The organism is Stenotrophomonas sp. YJH_SMC_133 (genome assembly GCF_059370655.1).
On record NZ_JCAFTW010000012.1, the window covers coordinates 119,836 to 135,230 of the forward strand.

Annotated in this window: 14 protein-coding genes, 3 tRNA genes and 1 pseudogene; 12 read left to right on the forward strand and 6 right to left on the reverse strand. The window is 66.3% G+C overall.

The annotated features are described in order from the left end of the window. Nucleotides 1-128 precede the first annotated feature (128 nt). Nucleotides 129-1,553, reverse strand: a complete 1,425-nt coding sequence (locus AC5P78_RS17440; protein WP_138969704.1) for a sugar porter family MFS transporter — start codon at nucleotides 1,551-1,553, stop codon at nucleotides 129-131. A 192-nt stretch (nucleotides 1,554-1,745) separates the two neighbouring features. Here AC5P78_RS17440 and fdxA point away from each other — a divergent pair, with 192 nt between their 5' ends. Beyond that, a complete protein-coding gene (gene fdxA, locus AC5P78_RS17445) occupies nucleotides 1,746-2,069 on the forward strand; it encodes a ferredoxin FdxA (protein ID WP_005409054.1) in 324 nt (107 codons plus the stop codon). 207 nt (nucleotides 2,070-2,276) lie between these two features. On the opposite strand, the gene AC5P78_RS17450 is transcribed toward fdxA, so the two are convergent. Both AC5P78_RS17450 and dapA read right to left on the reverse strand, forming a co-directional pair. Further along, a complete protein-coding gene (locus AC5P78_RS17450) occupies nucleotides 2,277-2,792 on the reverse strand; it encodes a hypothetical protein (RefSeq protein ID WP_495217306.1) in 516 nt (171 codons plus the stop codon). A gap of 32 nt (nucleotides 2,793-2,824) precedes the next feature. After that, entirely contained in the window at nucleotides 2,825-3,718 is an 894-nt protein-coding gene (gene dapA, locus AC5P78_RS17455; RefSeq protein ID WP_099527496.1) for a 4-hydroxy-tetrahydrodipicolinate synthase, read from the reverse strand. Nucleotides 3,719-3,882: 164 nt separating this feature from the next. Here dapA and AC5P78_RS17460 point away from each other — a divergent pair, with 164 nt between their 5' ends. From AC5P78_RS17460 to AC5P78_RS17505, 10 genes are all read left to right on the forward strand, one after another. Next, nucleotides 3,883-4,443 carry a glycine cleavage system transcriptional repressor gene (locus tag AC5P78_RS17460; protein ID WP_005409051.1) on the forward strand — a complete coding sequence of 187 codons (561 nt, stop codon included), beginning with the start codon at nucleotides 3,883-3,885 and terminating at the stop codon, nucleotides 4,441-4,443. Nucleotides 4,444-4,535: 92 nt separating this feature from the next. Further along, nucleotides 4,536-5,015 carry a peroxiredoxin gene (locus tag AC5P78_RS17465; RefSeq protein WP_495217307.1) on the forward strand — a complete coding sequence of 160 codons (480 nt, stop codon included), beginning with the start codon at nucleotides 4,536-4,538 and terminating at the stop codon, nucleotides 5,013-5,015. Between the two features lie 84 nt (nucleotides 5,016-5,099). After that, the gene (locus AC5P78_RS17470) at nucleotides 5,100-6,500 is read left to right on the forward strand and encodes a PhoH family protein (protein ID WP_005409049.1); all 1,401 of its coding nucleotides are present in this window, start codon (nucleotides 5,100-5,102) and stop codon (nucleotides 6,498-6,500) included. Further along, on the forward strand, nucleotides 6,497-7,003 hold the full coding sequence (locus AC5P78_RS17475; RefSeq protein WP_060380687.1) for a hypothetical protein: 507 nt from the start codon (nucleotides 6,497-6,499) through the stop codon (nucleotides 7,001-7,003). The genes AC5P78_RS17470 and AC5P78_RS17475 overlap by 4 nt, the downstream gene beginning before the upstream one ends. A 12-nt stretch (nucleotides 7,004-7,015) precedes the next feature. Further along, nucleotides 7,016-7,684, forward strand: a complete 669-nt coding sequence (locus tag AC5P78_RS17480) for a YoaK family protein (protein WP_043035016.1) — start codon at nucleotides 7,016-7,018, stop codon at nucleotides 7,682-7,684. A 64-nt stretch (nucleotides 7,685-7,748) separates the two neighbouring features. Then, a complete protein-coding gene (thiD, locus tag AC5P78_RS17485) occupies nucleotides 7,749-8,558 on the forward strand; it encodes a bifunctional hydroxymethylpyrimidine kinase/phosphomethylpyrimidine kinase (RefSeq protein WP_005409046.1) in 810 nt (269 codons plus the stop codon). Continuing rightward, nucleotides 8,555-9,481 (forward strand): alpha/beta hydrolase family protein, encoded by a 927-nt coding sequence (locus tag AC5P78_RS17490; RefSeq protein WP_076739271.1) that lies wholly within the window; start codon nucleotides 8,555-8,557, stop codon nucleotides 9,479-9,481. Before thiD ends, AC5P78_RS17490 begins: the two co-directional genes overlap by 4 nt. Next, nucleotides 9,472-9,548, forward strand: a tRNA-Arg gene (locus tag AC5P78_RS17495). The genes AC5P78_RS17490 and AC5P78_RS17495 overlap by 10 nt, the downstream gene beginning before the upstream one ends. A gap of 58 nt (nucleotides 9,549-9,606) precedes the next feature. Continuing rightward, nucleotides 9,607-9,683 (forward strand) — tRNA-Arg (locus AC5P78_RS17500). Between the two features lie 32 nt (nucleotides 9,684-9,715). Continuing rightward, nucleotides 9,716-9,792, forward strand: a tRNA-Arg gene (locus tag AC5P78_RS17505). Between the two features lie 715 nt (nucleotides 9,793-10,507). Here AC5P78_RS17505 and AC5P78_RS17510 read toward each other — a convergent pair. Further along, nucleotides 10,508-11,428, reverse strand: coding sequence for a LysR family transcriptional regulator (locus tag AC5P78_RS17510; RefSeq protein ID WP_005409044.1), 921 nt, complete (start codon nucleotides 11,426-11,428; stop codon nucleotides 10,508-10,510). Nucleotides 11,429-11,568: 140 nt separating this feature from the next. Between AC5P78_RS17510 and AC5P78_RS17515 the strand changes: the two genes are divergently transcribed. Next, nucleotides 11,569-12,270, forward strand: a complete 702-nt coding sequence (locus tag AC5P78_RS17515; RefSeq protein ID WP_005409043.1) for a pirin family protein — start codon at nucleotides 11,569-11,571, stop codon at nucleotides 12,268-12,270. 44 nt (nucleotides 12,271-12,314) lie between these two features. Here the strand turns inward: AC5P78_RS17515 and AC5P78_RS17520 are convergent, their stop codons facing one another. Continuing rightward, nucleotides 12,315-14,519, reverse strand: coding sequence for a TonB-dependent siderophore receptor (locus AC5P78_RS17520; protein WP_138969705.1), 2,205 nt, complete (start codon nucleotides 14,517-14,519; stop codon nucleotides 12,315-12,317). Between the two features lie 131 nt (nucleotides 14,520-14,650). Continuing rightward, nucleotides 14,651-15,347, reverse strand: a pseudogene (locus AC5P78_RS17525) (alpha/beta hydrolase). Nucleotides 15,348-15,395 lie beyond the last annotated feature (48 nt).

Sequence of the window (15,395 nt, forward strand, 5' to 3'; positions counted from 1 at the left end):
GCTGCGGCAACAACCGGCCAGCGCTTCGCCGCATCCGCACGCACCATGAACTGTCAGGAGGGGGCAGGCCGCCCCCTCACACTCTGGACAAGCAGGCGCCAACGGGACACAACCGAAGCCAGTCGCCGTCAGCCTTCCATCTGCTCCAGCTCCTTGCCCTTGGTCTCGCGCACGTAGCGGACCACGAAGAAGATCGAGAGGATGGCCGCCACCGTGTAGATGCCATAGGCGCCGGCCAGGCCGATGCCGGCCAGCAGCATCGGGAAGGTCACGGTGATCGCGAAGTTCGAGGTCCATTGCGCCGCACCCGCCACCGCCAGCGCCGGGCCGCGGATCTGGTTGGGGAACATCTCGCCCAGCATCACCCACATCACCGGGCCCCAGGACATGTTGAAGAACACCACGTAGACGTTGGCCGCGACCAGCGCCAGCCGGCCCATGCCGTCGGACAGCTGCAGGCGACCGTCGGCCAGGCTGCCACTGGCGAACGCGACCACCATCAGCACCAGCGCCACCGACATGCCGACCGAGCCGATCCACAGCAGCGGCTTGCGCCCGATGCGGTCGATCAACAGCACGGTCAGCAGGCAGGCACCGATGCTCAGCCCACCGGACAGCACGTTGATCAACAGCGCGTCGCTTTCCGAAAAGCCGACCGCCTGCCACAGCACTGCGCCGTAGTAGAACACCACGTTGATGCCGACCAGCTGCTGGAACATGGCCAGGCCAATACCCATCCACAGGATCGGCCGCAGCTTGCCGCTGACCGTGTCGCGCAGGTCGCTGAAGCGCGGCTTGTGCTGGTCCTGGGCCAGGCTGGTTTCGATCTCGGCCTGCTTGGCCGCCGCCGCGGTATCACCGTACAGCCGCGCGAGCACCGCCCTCGCCTGCCCCTGGCGGCCTTTCAGCACCAGGAAGCGCGGGCTTTCCGGAATCACCAGCAGCAACAGCAGGAACAGCGCGGAGGGCAGCGCCTGCATCCAGAACATCCATCGCCACGCCTCATGGCCCAGCCACAGCGGCTCGGTCGACGCCCCGGCGGCGCGGGCCAGCAGGTAATTGCTGAGGAAGGCCGCAAACAGGCCGCAGATGATCGCCATCTGCTGCACTGTGGCCAGGCGCCCGCGATAGCGCGCCGAGGCCACCTCGGCGATGTAGGCCGGCGACATCACGCTGGCCGCCCCTACTGCAAAGCCGCCCAGCACGCGGGCCGCGATGAACAGCCACGAGGCGTGGGCTGCGCCGGCGCCCAGCGCCGAAACCAGGAACATCAGCGCCGACACGATCAGGACACCGCGGCGTCCCAGGCGGTCGCCCAGCCAGCCGGCCAGGAACGCACCGATCGCGCAGCCCAGCAGCATCGAGGCGACTTCGAAACCGAGCGCCGCCTCGCTGGAGTTGAAGGCCTGACGCAGGCCATCGACGGTGCCATTGATGACACCACTGTCGAAGCCGAACAGGAATCCACCGAGCGTGGCCACGCAGCTGATCAGGACGATGAATGCAGTGTTCTCACCGCCATGGAGTGCGATGCTGGGCTGGGCTGGTGACATTGACGATCCTGCTGGGAAGGGGGCCGGCCACCCGACGCAGCCGGCTGACCCCCAGCGTCGCACAGGCCCCGCCCTGCCGCCAATGACTGCCACGGCCGCGCCTGCCAGACGCCCGATTTCCGCCCCGCGCCGACAGCGGGGGCCAACCTGTTCTAGAATTGGCGGGTTCAGGAATCGATCCACCCCCAGCCCATGCCCTTTGTCGTCACCGAAAACTGCATCAAGTGCAAACACACCGATTGCGTGGAAGTGTGCCCCGTGGATTGCTTCCACGAAGGCCCGAACTTCCTGGTGATCGACCCGGATGAGTGCATCGACTGCACCCTCTGCGAGCCGGAGTGCCCGGTCAACGCGATCTTCCCGGAGGACGATGTCCCCGCCGGCCAGGAAGGCTTCGTCGCCCTCAACGCCGAGCTGGCGAAGGAGTGGCCGGTGCTGACCGTGCGCAAGGACCCGCCCGCCGACGCCGGCGAATGGGATGGCAAGCCGGACAAGCTGAAGCTGCTGGAGCGCTGAGAAGCGCCCACGGCGGCAACGAAAAGGGCGCCCACGGGCGCCCTTTTCTGTTTTCCGGTGAACGCCAACCGCAAGATCCGGCATGCCAGCCTTGCGATCCGGTATGCCAACCTCGCGATACGGCATGCCGACCTTGCGATCCGGTAGGTGCCAACCTTGGTTGGCACAGAAGCGCCGACCAAGGTCAGTCTCTACCAGAGGCAGCCCTTACTGGGCCAGCTTCGCCTTCAGCGCGGCGATCAGCTTCACCGGCGCTTCGGCGGTGGCCGGCAGGCCACGCGGGTCGACCGCGGAGATGTAGGCGCCGGCATCGACGGCGACCACGCGGACCAGGAAGTTGCCGCCTTCGTAGGCCACGTCATACGAGCCGAGCAGCTGGGCGCGGCTGGCGATGGTCACGCCCTCCACGCCTTCCAGCGCGGTACCGACCTTGGCGAAGGCTTCATCCTTGCCACCGGCGATGGTGAAACCGGTATTGCCAACGGCCGGAGCCGCAGCCGCCGGCGCCGCCGGCTTGGTGGCCGACACCAGCGCCGGCACCTTGTTGTCACCGGTGGTGGCCGGCAGGTTGAGGTCCGGCGGCACTTCCAGCGGACGCATTTCCGGGGCCAGGGCATAGTCGCCCTTGACGCCACGCTTGAAGCAGCCGGTGGTGCCGGCGGCAACGGCCACCGCAAGCAGGGCGTAGGACAGCACGCGGACAGTGGAAACGGATTGACGCATGTGAATCTCCTGGGTCAGACCAAGACGGAAGGTCAGTGGCTGGAAAGGGCTTCAAGGGCGGCGATGTCGCCGGCAAGATGGTCGGCGGCCGCGTGGTGCGACGCCGACAGCGGCAGCAGCGGCAGGCGCAGGTCATGGCCGATGCCGATACGGCGCAGCAGCGCCTTGACCGGAATCGGGTTCGGTTCGACACCGCAGAAATCATGGAACGGCTGCAGGCGCGCATCCCAGGACTCGGTGGCTTCGTGGTCATGGGCGGCGGCCAGCTCGCACATGCGGCGGTAGGCGCCGGGCAGCACATTGGAGCCGACCGAGATCAGGCCGTCGATACCGGCCCGGATCGAACGCGCGGCCGTACCGTCGTCGCCACTGAGCACGGCGAACTGCGAGCTGCGCAGTGCGAGCAGCGCCTGCACCCGGCCGGTGTCGCCCACCGCCTCCTTGATGCCGACGATGTTGGGGTGGCTGGCCAGTTCGGCCACGGTCTCCGGCTGCATGTCGCAACCGGTACGGCCGGGCACGTTGTACAGCACGACCGGCAACCCGCCCTGGTCGGCGACCGCACGATAATGGGCAATCAGGCCGGCCTGGGTCGGCCTCACGTAAGGCGGGGTGACCACCAGTGCATGGCTGGCGCCAAGCGCGGCCGCACGACGGGTCTGTTCGATGGTTTTGGCGGTACCGGACAGGCCGGTGCCGGCCATGACCGGGATGCGGCCGCCAATGCGTTCGACCGCGCTGGCCAGCAGCAGGTCGTACTCGGCATCGGTGAGGGTTGCCGCTTCGCCGGTCGAGCCGGCAACGACAACGCCATGGACGCCACCTTCCAGTTGCAGGTGCAGCAGGCGCTGCCAACCGTCGGGATCGAGGGCGCCGTCGGCCCGGAACGGGGTCGCCAGCGCGGTGATGAGGCCGGAAAGGGACAAGGACGTGCTGCTCTTGGCTGGAAAGGGAAAACGCCCGCCACGAAAGGCCGGGGGCGACCTGAATGTTACTTGCGGCGCGAAAGCACGGGCAAGTATGCTGGACACCGGTGGATCCCCGCCTCTGGCGGGCATTCAGACTAACGCATGCATTACCCGGAATCGCCTTGACCGACACCACCCCGCGCCCCGCGCCGAGCGAAAACCACCTCCTGATCAACGCCTATACGACGCATCCGGAGTCCCCCCTGCTGTCCGTCACCCGCCGCATCGCCGACAGCGGCTGCAATCTGGTGGACGCACGCCTGGCCACGGTCGGCCGCGATGTCTCGGTCACCGCCCTGGCCACCGGCTCCTGGGACTCGGTGGCCAAGCTGGAGGCGATGCTGACCCGGCTGGAGCGCGAGGAAGGCCTGAAGCTGGTCTGGTACCGCACCGCGGCCAAGCAGGCGCAGTCCAACCTGCTGCCGTACATTGTCGAAGTGATCGCCGCCGACAAGCCGGGCATCCTGTTCCAGCTGGCCGATTTCTTCGACCGCCAGGGCATCACCATCGAGAACCTGCAGAGCACGCGCTACCGCGCCATGCAGACCGGTGCGGAGATGTTCAGTGCACAGGTCACCATCGGCGTACCGGCCAACATGCACATCGCCGCGCTGCGCGACGATTTCCTTGAGTTCTGCGACCACCTGAACCTGGACGCGATCATGGACCCGATGAAATTCTGATTGGGAGTGCGGATTTTTCGCGCGCCTCTCACGGGCGCGTGGCGTTTCATGCAATTGTCGTAGAAACAACCCAGGCTCGACAGAAGGACCTCATGAACAACGGCGATACCCTGGGCAGCACCACCCTTTCCCTGCCGCTGGCGCTGTCCGGTGGCGACCAGGCCACTCTCGGCGACTATGCCGGCCAGTGGCTGGTGCTGTACTTCTACCCCAAGGACAGCACTCCCGGCTGCACCACCGAAGGCATCGACTTCAACGCCCTGCTGCCGAAGTTCAAGAAGGCCGGCGCGGTCGTGCTCGGCGTCTCTCGCGACTCGGTGAAGTCGCACGACAACTTCTGTGCCAGGCAGGGCTTCAACTTCCCGCTGGTCAGCGATGGCGACGAAGCGCTGTGCAGCGCCTTCGACGTGATCAAGATGAAGAACATGTACGGCAAGCAGGTACGTGGCATCGAACGCAGCACCTTCCTGATTTCCCCCGACAGCCGCATCGTGCAGTCCTGGCGCAAGGTCAAGGTTGCCGGCCATGCCGATGCCGTTCTCGCCGAACTGAAGGCCTCCCAGTCCAAGTGAGTCCCACTGCCTACTGTGTCTGCCATCACCCTGCCCCGCAGCAGGCCGTGGTGGTTTTTCCCTGTCCGTAACCAGGAATCGACGATGACCCGAGGCAAGCGCATCTACGTGCTGGATACCAACGTGCTGATGCACGATCCGACCGCGCTGTTCAAATTCGAGGAGCACGACATCTACCTGCCCATGCAGGTGATCGAGGAGCTGGACAACGGCAAGAAGGGCACCTCCGAAGCGAGCCGCAACGCCCGCCAGGTGAGCCGCTTCCTCAACGAGCTGGTGCAGGAATCCGGCCTGGACAACCTGGCCGACGGCATTCCGCTGCAGCGCCCCAACGGCCTGCAGCTGCGCGGCAAGCAGAGCGCCGGCAAGCTGCGCTTCCAGACCAGCCACTTCGACGCGGGCAAGAGCTTTGGAAAGGTCATTCCCGACAATGCCATCCTTGGCGCGATCCTGGCGCTGAAGGAAGAAACGCCGGACCTGCCGGTGGTGTTCGTTTCCAAGGACATCAACCTGCGGATCAAGGCCGCCATCGCCGGCATCGTGTCCGAGGACTACGAAAACGACCGCGCGCTGGACGATTTCAGCCTGCTCTACACCGGCGCCACCGAGCTGCCGGAAGACTTCTGGAAGCGCCACGGTGACGACCTGCGCAGCTGGAGCGACAAGGGCCGCAGCCATTACGAAATCCAGGCGCAGGACGGCGAGGAGTGGTACCCGAACCAGTACGTCTACCTGCCCGGCGAAGACGAAGTCGAACTGCGCGTCAGCCGCGTGGTCGGCGACGGCAAGGTAGTGCTGTCGCTGGTCGATGATTTCCGCCACGGCAGCCACGCCGTCTGGGGTATCAGTGCGCGCAACCGCGAGCAGAACTTCGCGCTCAACGCACTGATGGATCCGGAGATCGACTTCGTCACCCTGCTGGGTACCGCCGGTACCGGCAAGACCCTGCTGGCACTGGCCGCCGGCCTGGCGCAGACGATGGACCAGCAGCGCTACCGCGAGATCATCATGACCCGCGCCACGGTCAGCGTCGGCGAGGACATCGGTTTCCTGCCGGGTACCGAGGAGGAGAAGATGACGCCGTGGATGGGCGCGCTGACCGACAACCTGGAAGTGCTCACGCACAACCAGGAAGGCGGCACCTGGGGTCGCCAGGCCACCAACGACCTGCTGGCCAGCCGCATCAAGATCCGCTCGATGAACTTCATGCGCGGCCGTACCTTCCTGTCGCGCTACCTGATCCTGGACGAGGCGCAGAACCTCACCCCCAAGCAGATGAAGACGCTGATCACCCGTGCCGGCCCAGGCACCAAGATCGTCTGCCTGGGCAACGTCGAGCAGATCGACACCCCGTACCTGACCGAGACCACCTCGGGCCTGACCTACGCGGTGGATCGTTTCAAGAACTGGCCGCATAGTGCGCACATCACCCTGCGCCGAGGCGAACGCTCGCGCCTGGCCGATTACGCTTCGGAGGTGTTGTGAACCGCTGCACCCGCCTGCTGCTGCCCACGGCTGCGATCACCCTCGCAGCCGTGTTCGGCGCCTGCACCACCACGCGCGGCCCGGCCAGTGTGCCGACCGCCGAGCGCACCGGGCAGTCCTGGGTGGTCACCCGCCCGATCATCGCCGCGCAGGTGCTCGACACCTGCTCGCGCGCCAGCCCCGGCCGCGAGCCCGGGCGGGTCAGCGGCTACTGGGCACCCAGCCGGCAGCAGATCGATCAGCTGGAGGCACAGCTGTCGTCGCTGGAGGCACAGGTACCGAAGGTGCTGGACTTCGACCGCCAGTACGTCGGCATCGAAAGCGCCGGCAAGCGGCTGATCTACGTCAACGCGTTCCACCTGCCCGACGACAGCGGCATCAATCCGGCACGCGAAGCGATCCGCGTCTGCGACGGCGGCACGCAGTTCTGGGGCGCGGTGTTCGACCCGGCCAGCAACACCTTCAGCGAGCTGCAGTTCAACGGCGGCTTCGGCGGGCCCTGAGGGGCCCCGCCGATGGGAATGCGCCTGCCCACCTGGGTCTGGATCGGCGCGGTCGCGCTCTCGTGCGTGGCCGGCATGGTCAACGTGGTCGGCTTCCTCGGTTTCGAGCACCAGGCGGTCAGCCACATGACCGGCAGTACCAGCCAGTTGGGCATGGCGCTGGCGCAGGGGGACTGGCGCGCCGTCGGGCACCTGTGGGGGCTGCTGATCGCGTTCTCGCTGGGCGCGATGCTCAGCGGCCTGCTGATCCAGGACAGCGCCCTGCAGCTGGGCCGGCGCTATGGCGTGGCACTGGCGCTGGAATCGGCGCTACTGCTGGTGGCCATTCCGCTCTTTGAACAACACCAGATCTGGGGCGCGCTGGCCGCCGCCATGGCCTGCGGCCTGCAGAACGCGATGGCCACCACCTTCAGTGGCGCAGTGGTGCGCACCACCCACCTCAGCGGCATGTTCACCGACCTCGGCATCGGCCTGGGCCACCTGCTGCGTGGGCTGCCGCTGCAGGTACGACGGCTGACCCTCAGCGGCCTGATCATCAGCGGCTTCCTCGCCGGCGGCGTCCTCGGCGCCTGGCTGTTCATGCGCTGGCGGTACGACGCCCTGCTCGCCCCCGCCCTGCTGACTGGCCTGACCGGGCTGGGTTATGTGCTGTACCAGCAATGGGCGCGTTGGCGGCATTGAATCAAGGACATCCACGCATGGCGTGGATCTACCTTCCCCTGCGGGACCACGGCACAATCAACCGATGAGCCCGACCACTCCCGTTTCCGCCCTCACCATCGCCGGCTCCGACTCCGGCGGTGGCGCCGGCATCCAGGCTGACCTCAAGGCCTTCGCCGCACACCGCGTGCATGGCCTTTCCGCGATTGCGGCACTGACCGCGCAGAACACCCGCGGCGTCATCGCCGTGCACGTGCCACCCATCGAGTTCCTGCGCGCGCAGCTGGATGCCTGCTTCGACGACTTCGACATCCACGCGGTGAAGCTGGGGATGCTGGCCAACGCCGAAGTGATCCATGCCGTCGCTGATGCACTCGAAAAGCACCGCCCGCCACACGTGGTACTGGACCCGGTGATGGTCGCCACCAGTGGGGCACGCCTGCTGGAAGACAGCGCATTGCAGGCCATGCGTGAGCGCCTGATCCCGCTGGCCACGCTGATCACCCCCAATACGCCGGAAGCAGAACTGCTGGTCGGCCGGAAGATCAGCAACGGCGAAGACGCAGAACAGGCCGCCTCGGCCCTGCTCGACCTCGGTGCCGGCGCAGTGCTGCTCAAGGGTGGCCACCTGCATGAGGGCAATCGCGTGATCGATCGCTACTTCGACGGCGTCAGCAGCGAAGAATTCATCCACGCGCGCCTGCCACTGGACGCACATGGCACCGGCTGCACGCTGGCCTCGGCCATCGCCGCGCAGCTGTGCAATGGCCTGAGCCTGGCCAATGCCTGCGAAGCCGGTATCGACTACGTTGCACGCGGCCTGCAGCAGGGCTATGCCCCCGGCCGCAGCGAGGTGCTGGTGCTGGATCACTTCGGCGCGGCACCCCACGCATGAGCCTGACGCCGAGCGTCCTTGCCGTGCAGTGCGACGACGGCCATCGCTACGAGGTGATCGCCTGCGTGCCCGTACAGCCCATCGCACGCCTGCTGTGGCTGCCGGCACTGGGCGTGGCCGCGCGCCACTACCTGCCACTGGCTTTGGCGCTGGCGGCGAAGGGCGTGGCGGTCTACCTGCACGAGTGGCGCGGCAACGGCAGCAGTTCGCTGCGCCCATCGCGCACGCAGGACTGGGGCTATCGCGAGGTACTCGAACAGGATCTGCCGAGCAGCCAGGCCGTCCTGGCCGCAGCGGATGACGAAGGCGACGCCCTGCCCTGGATCATCGGCGGCCATAGCCTGGGCGGGCAGCTGGCCTGCGTGCATGCCGGCCGCAACCCGCAGCACTTCAACCGGCTGTGGCTGGCCGCCAGCGGCTCACCGTTCTGGCGCGGATTCCCACCACCGCGTGGCTGGCTGCTGCCGCTGGTCTACCGCTTCCTGCCGTGGATCGCACAGCGCCAGGGCGTGCTGCATGGCCGTCGCCTCGGCTTCGGTGGCACCGAAGCGCGCGGGCTGATCGCCGACTGGGCGCGCGTCGGCCTGAACAACCATTACGCCGCCGTCGGCATGGACGAAGACCTCGATGCGCAGATGGCGCGTGTGCATGGCAGCGCACAGGCGGTGCTGATGGAGCACGACTGGTTGGCCCCCACCGGATCGATGCAGACGCTGCTGGCGAAGCTGCCGAATGTGGACGCGCAGCTGCGCGTGCTGTCCGCGCAGGAACTGGGCACGCGCGCCGATCATTTCGCGTGGCTGAAGGCCCCTGATGCCGTGGCTGACAGCTTTTTCATTCAGTTGGATGAAAATTTTCACAAAACTGTTGACGGTACGCGCCGACATCCGCATAATTCCGCTCCTGTCGCAGGGCGCCCGTAGCTCAGTTGGATAGAGTACCTGGCTACGAACCAGGCGGTCGGGAGTTCGAATCTCTCCGGGCGCACCACTCGACAGGTTTCCAGCATCCGCCGCTGGAAATGCAGTAAAATTTGATTGTGTACCGCGCGCCCGTAGCTCAGTTGGATAGAGTACCTGGCTACGAACCAGGCGGTCGGGAGTTCGAATCTCTCCGGGCGCACCATACACAGTCAGCACAACAAGTTCATGTAATTGGCGCCCGTAGCTCAGTTGGATAGAGTACCTGGCTACGAACCAGGCGGTCGGGAGTTCGAATCTCTCCGGGCGCACCATTACACCGAAACAGCAGGCCTCGGCCTGCTGTTTTTTTATGTGTGTTTTTCGGCAGGGCTGCGCCCTGCACCCTGGTAGTACCGGCCGCTGGCCGGCAACCTCAACGGCAACGGCAACGGCAACGGCAAAAGCTGGCATTCCGTGGGCTGGCGGGGCGGCACGGACAGGCAGGACACGCCGTAAACCCCGCTCCGCGGTCCGGCCCAGCCGCTGGCGGCTGTGCGTTCGGGCGCTTGCGAAGCAATGCTTCGCAAGCAAAGCGCCCTCACCCATGGGGGCTCGATGGCGGCATCCATGCCGCCAACGGTCCTGCCTGCCCATGCCGCCCCACCTCTGACAGATTTCCGCGATCTGATGGATCCACGCCATGCGTGGATAAATCTCCATCGAGTTCGAGTATTTCGATAATTGATCGAAGAGCATCCACGCATGGCGTGGATCTACCGTGTCGACCAAGGTCGACACCTACCAGAGCAGTACGCCGTTCCGACAGATCGCGGAAACTGTCGAAGGCGGGGTGGGTCCGGTTGCGGGAGTGTCCGCGGCATGGATGCCGCGGCCAAGCCCCCAAGGACGGGTTTACGGCGTCTCCCGCAACCGGACCCACCCCGCCATCCCTCAGGAAACCAGCTTCTGCTGTTGCTGTTGCTGTTGCTGTTGCAGTTGCTGTTGCTCTGGATCGTAGCGGGTGCAGGGCGCAGCCCTGCCAAACCCCTACCCCCTGGCCATTGCCTGCCACCACTGCGACAACAGCTCCGGCCTGCGCAGGCGCTCGCGCCACCAGCGCAGTGCGGCGCCATCCTCTCCGGTGCGCCAGGCCAGCCAGAAGGTCTCTTCCGGCTTGTGTTCCTCCACCTCGCGGATCACCAGCTGGCCGCGCGCCACCGCAGCGCGCGCACACGGTTCGGGCAGGAAACCGAAGCCCACGCCTTCGCACTGCAACTTCAATTTGCTGGCCATGTCCGGCACCGTCAGCATCTCCTGCCCCATCAACAAGCCGACCGTGCGCGGCAGCAGCCTGCGCGCGGAATCAGAGACCGCGATCGCGCAGTGCTCGACCAGCTGCTCGCGACCCAGCACACCCGGCACTGCGGCCAACGGATGACCGGGCGCGACCGCGAACACGAACTCCACCGTGCCCAGCGGCTCGACCACGTAACCACCGCCACTGGGGCCCTCACCCGGCGCGCCGACCAGCAGGTCGGCACGGCGGTCCAGCAGGGCCTCCCAGGTGCCGGACAGGGCCTCGCCGATCAATCGCAGCCGGGTCGGTGCCTCGGCCTCGCGAAACGCGGCGATATCCGGGCCGAGCAGCCAGGTCGGGAACACCGAATCCACCGCCAGCGTCAGTTCGGTCTCCCAGCCCGACGCCACCCGGCGCACCCGCAGTTCCAGCTCGCGGGCGGCGCGCAGCAGGTGCCGGCCTTCGTCCAGCAGCGCGCGGCCAGCCTCGGTCGGCTCGGCACGCGGGCCGACCCGGTCAAACAACTGAACGCCCAGGTCCTCCTCCAGCTTGGCCACGGTGTAGGAGATGGTCGAGGGCACCTTGTGCAGGGCCTTGCCGGCGCCGGCAAAGGAGCCGCGCCGGTCGATGGCATCCAGGATCTGCAGGGCATCGAGGCTGAGCTTGAGCATTCGAATTTTTCGATGATGGCTGTCAAAACTATCCGTTTTTCAAACCCAAGGCGCAAGCGGATACTTCTCTCCAACGGGGAAACACAGCGGCTTCCAGCCCACCCCGCCCCATCGAAACCATCGAACAAGGAGATTCCATCATGCTGCAGATCCGCAAGAGCGCTACCCGTGGCCTGGCCGAGCATGGCTGGCTGTCCTCGCGCCATACCTTCTCCTTCGCCAACTACTACGACCCGCGCTACGTCAGCTTCGGCCCGCTGCGGGTGATCAACGAAGACAAGGTGATCGGCGGCCAGGGCTTCGGCACCCACGGCCACAGCAACATGGAAATCATCTCCTACGTGCTGGGCGGTGCGCTGGAACACAAGGACTCGATGGGCACCGGCTCAGTGCTGCGCTACGGCGACGTGCAGCGCATGAGCGCCGGCAGCGGCGTCACCCACAGCGAGTTCAACCACTCGGCCGACGAGACCGTGCACTTCCTGCAGATCTGGATCTTCCCGGACACCGAGAACATCACGCCGTCCTACGAGGAGACCCACTTCGCGCCGGAGACCAAGCGCGGCCAGCTGCGCCTGATCGCTTCGCCGGACGGTGCCGACGGTTCGCTGCGCATCCACCAGGATGCCCGCATCTTCGCCACCATCCTCGACGGCGGCCAGAAGCTGCACCATGCGCTTGGCAACGGTCGTGGCGCCTATGTGCAGGTGGCCCGTGGGCAGCTGCAGGTCAACGGCATCACCCTGGAAGCCGGTGATGCGCTGCAGGTCAGCGACGAAGCCCAGCTGACGCTGGAAAACGGCAACGATGCCGAAGTGCTGGTGTTCGACCTGCCGCTGTAACCACATCGCCCGCGATGCTGCAGAGCATCGCGGGCGCATCTGCGTCAGAACCTGTAATTCAAGCTCAACCGCACGTTGCGCGGCTCGCCCCAGGTGTAGGTGCTGTACCAGTTGAAGATCGTGTAGTAACGCTTGTCGAGCAGGTTGTTGACGTTGACCGTGGCCGACAGGCGATCGTTGAACTGGTAGCGCACCATCGCATCGAGCAACCAGTACGGCTGCGTGCGATGCACCACCTTGGCCCGCGTGGCCGGGTTGGTGATCTCGCCGAAAGTCGAATCCTGCCAGCGTGCGCCACCACCCAGCGTCAGCGCCTGCCAGGCGCCACGCAGACGGTAGCGGGTGTGCAGGCTGAACTGGTTCTCCGGTTCCAGCGTGGTCACCTTGGTGCCCGCCTGGCGGGCGATCTTGTGGGAGAACCCACCCTGCACCTGCCAGCCCTCGGCCAGCTGACCCGACATTTCAAGCTCGTAACCCTTGGTGCGCACGCCCATCAAGGCGCGGTAGGCATCCAGGCCATCCGGTGTCTTGCCGCCGGTGGGCTGGGCGAAGTTGTCCTGATCAAGCTGGAACAGCGCCGCACTGGCATTGAGGCGTCCATCGAAGAACTCGGCCTTCAGGCCAACCTCGTAGCTGCGGCCCTCCAGTGGATCCAGTGCCTTGCCCTGCTCGTCACGCTCGCCCTGCGGCTTGAAGATGGTGCTGTAGCTGGCATACACCGAATAATGCTCGCCGAGGTCGTAGACCACGCCGGCATAGGGCACATGGACACCGGTCTCTCGCGTGTCCGGCGAGCGGTAACTGGCCAGGCGGCTGCCGACGATCAGCTTCAACGGATCGGCCAGATCGAAGCGGCCAACCACGTACAGCCCATTCTCGCGGGTCACTTCATTGTTGTCATAGGTGCGCTGCCACTGCGGTTCGGCAATGTCGCCATTCCAGGTCCTGTAGTCCGGCACGGTATCCGGGAACCCCGCCTGCGGGCCGTAGCCGGTATTGGTCCAGCGCTTGCGCGAGGCACTGCCACCGACCACCAGCTCATGCTCTCGCCCGAACAGGCCGAAATGCCCGCTCACATAGAAGTCGGCGGCATTGCTGACGGTCTTGCCGACGTACTTGCCGAGCCACAGGCTGACGCCCTCGCCGGTCAACGGATCAGGATTGCCGGCGGCGGCACCGGCCAGTGCGGCGTCATAGCCGTTGACCTGGTGGTTGAGCTGCAGTTTGGCAATCCAATCGTTGGCGAACGTGTGCTCCAACGTGGTGAAACCGGTACGCACGTACTGGCGCCAGCCGGCCCATTGCGCACCATTGTTGAACGAGCGCGGCATGCGGTTGAAGTTGCCGGCGCTGTCCAGCAGCGGAATGCCGCCCCACGTCGACCCCTTCGGGTCGCTGTCCATCACGTCGCCACCAACCGACAGCAGCGTGCGTTCGCCCAGATCGGCTTCCACCACGGCATAGCCGACCTTGCTGGTGCGCTGGTAGTTGTCCAGGTTGGAGCGCTTGTCTTCCCAGGCACCCACGGCACGGCCACGCACGCGGCCATCGGCAGTCAGCGGGCCACCCACATCGAGCTCGGCGCGGTAGTCGTCCCAGCGGCCGACACCCAGCGAAGCGCTGCCGGCGAAGTCCTTGCCCGGCTTCTTGCGCACCAGGTTGATGGTCGCACCCGGATCGCCCATGCCGGTCAACAGGCCGGTCGCGCCCTTGAGCACCTCGATGCGGTCGTAGATGGCGGTATCGCTGAGCGTGTTGCCGGCGGAGTACCCCGAATTGCGCGACATCGGAATGCCGTCGTACTGGAAGTTCTGGATCGCGAAGCCGCGCGCGTAGTACTCGGTACGTTCGCTGTCGTAGGTGACGATGCTGATGCCGGGGGTCACCCGCATCACGTCATCGATGCCGTGCAGGCCGAAGTCATCCATCTGGGCGCGGGTGATCACGCTGATGGTCTGCGGGGTCTGCCGTGGCGTCAGCACCAGGCGGGTCGCGGTGGCAATGGTGCCGGGCGTATAGGCGCCGCTGCCCTCGGTGATGGTACCGAGCAGGTTGGCCGTGACCTGCACGGTCTGCAGGGTCTGTGATGCAGGCGCCTGCGAATCCTTGGCTGGATCCGTACTGGACTGCGCAACAGCAATACCGCTGCTGCCCAGAGCAGCGATCAGCAAACCCCGGGCCAGCGCCTGCGGCAACGCGCGGCGACGCGGCAAGGGGGACGGCGTATGGACAACAGGCACAGACAGCACGGCGGGACCTCCACGATAGGGTGGGATCCTCTGGCGGCGGCTGGAGGGAAGAGAGGGACGCGGCCGGACAGCCGCGGCGCAGGAGTGTACTCCCCTGCGCCGCGGCTGTCGTGCGGAGCGCTGGCGCGGAATCAGCCGGCGATGGCGGCGCAGGCCTCCAGGATCAGCGCGGTCACTTCCTTCGGCTGCGAAGCCAGCGAGGCATGGCTCGCATCCAGCTCCAGCAGGCGCCTGGGCTGCATCCTTGCGGCCATGGCCTTCTGGTTTTCCGGCGCGATCATGCGGTCCTGGCGGGACAGCTGGTACCAGCTCGGCATGTGCTTCCACGCCGGGTCGCTGACCGCATCACCGAAGGTGCTGGCCAGCGGTGCCTTCTGGGTAACGGCCATCACCCGGCCTTCGTCCTCGCTCAGATCCTGGCAGAAGCTCTCATGGAACTTGTCCGCACGCAGCCACAGGTAGCCATCGCTGTCCGGCGCAAGGTTCGGCGCCGCCTCCGGCAGGTGCTGCTGGGTGATGCCACCGGGACTCTCGCCGGCATCGGGCGCGAACGCGGCGATGTAGACCAGGCCCTTCACGTTGGGCTCGTTGCCGGCCTGGCTGATCACCGCGCCACCAGTAGGAGTGGCCGACCAGCAGCACCGGCCCGTCGATCTGCCGGATCATTTTCCGGGTGCGCCCTGCGTCGTCGGCCAGCGATGTCAGCGGCAGTTCCACCGCCTGCACACGGTCGTGGCCGTTGCGATGCAGTTCCAGGATCACCTTGGCCCAGTGTGCGGCCCCGCCCCAGAAGCCGTGGACGAGGAGGATGGTCGGTGTCGTGCTCATGTACAGGTCTCCGGCAGCGGCCGGCGGAATGCAGACCGTGCAGCCACT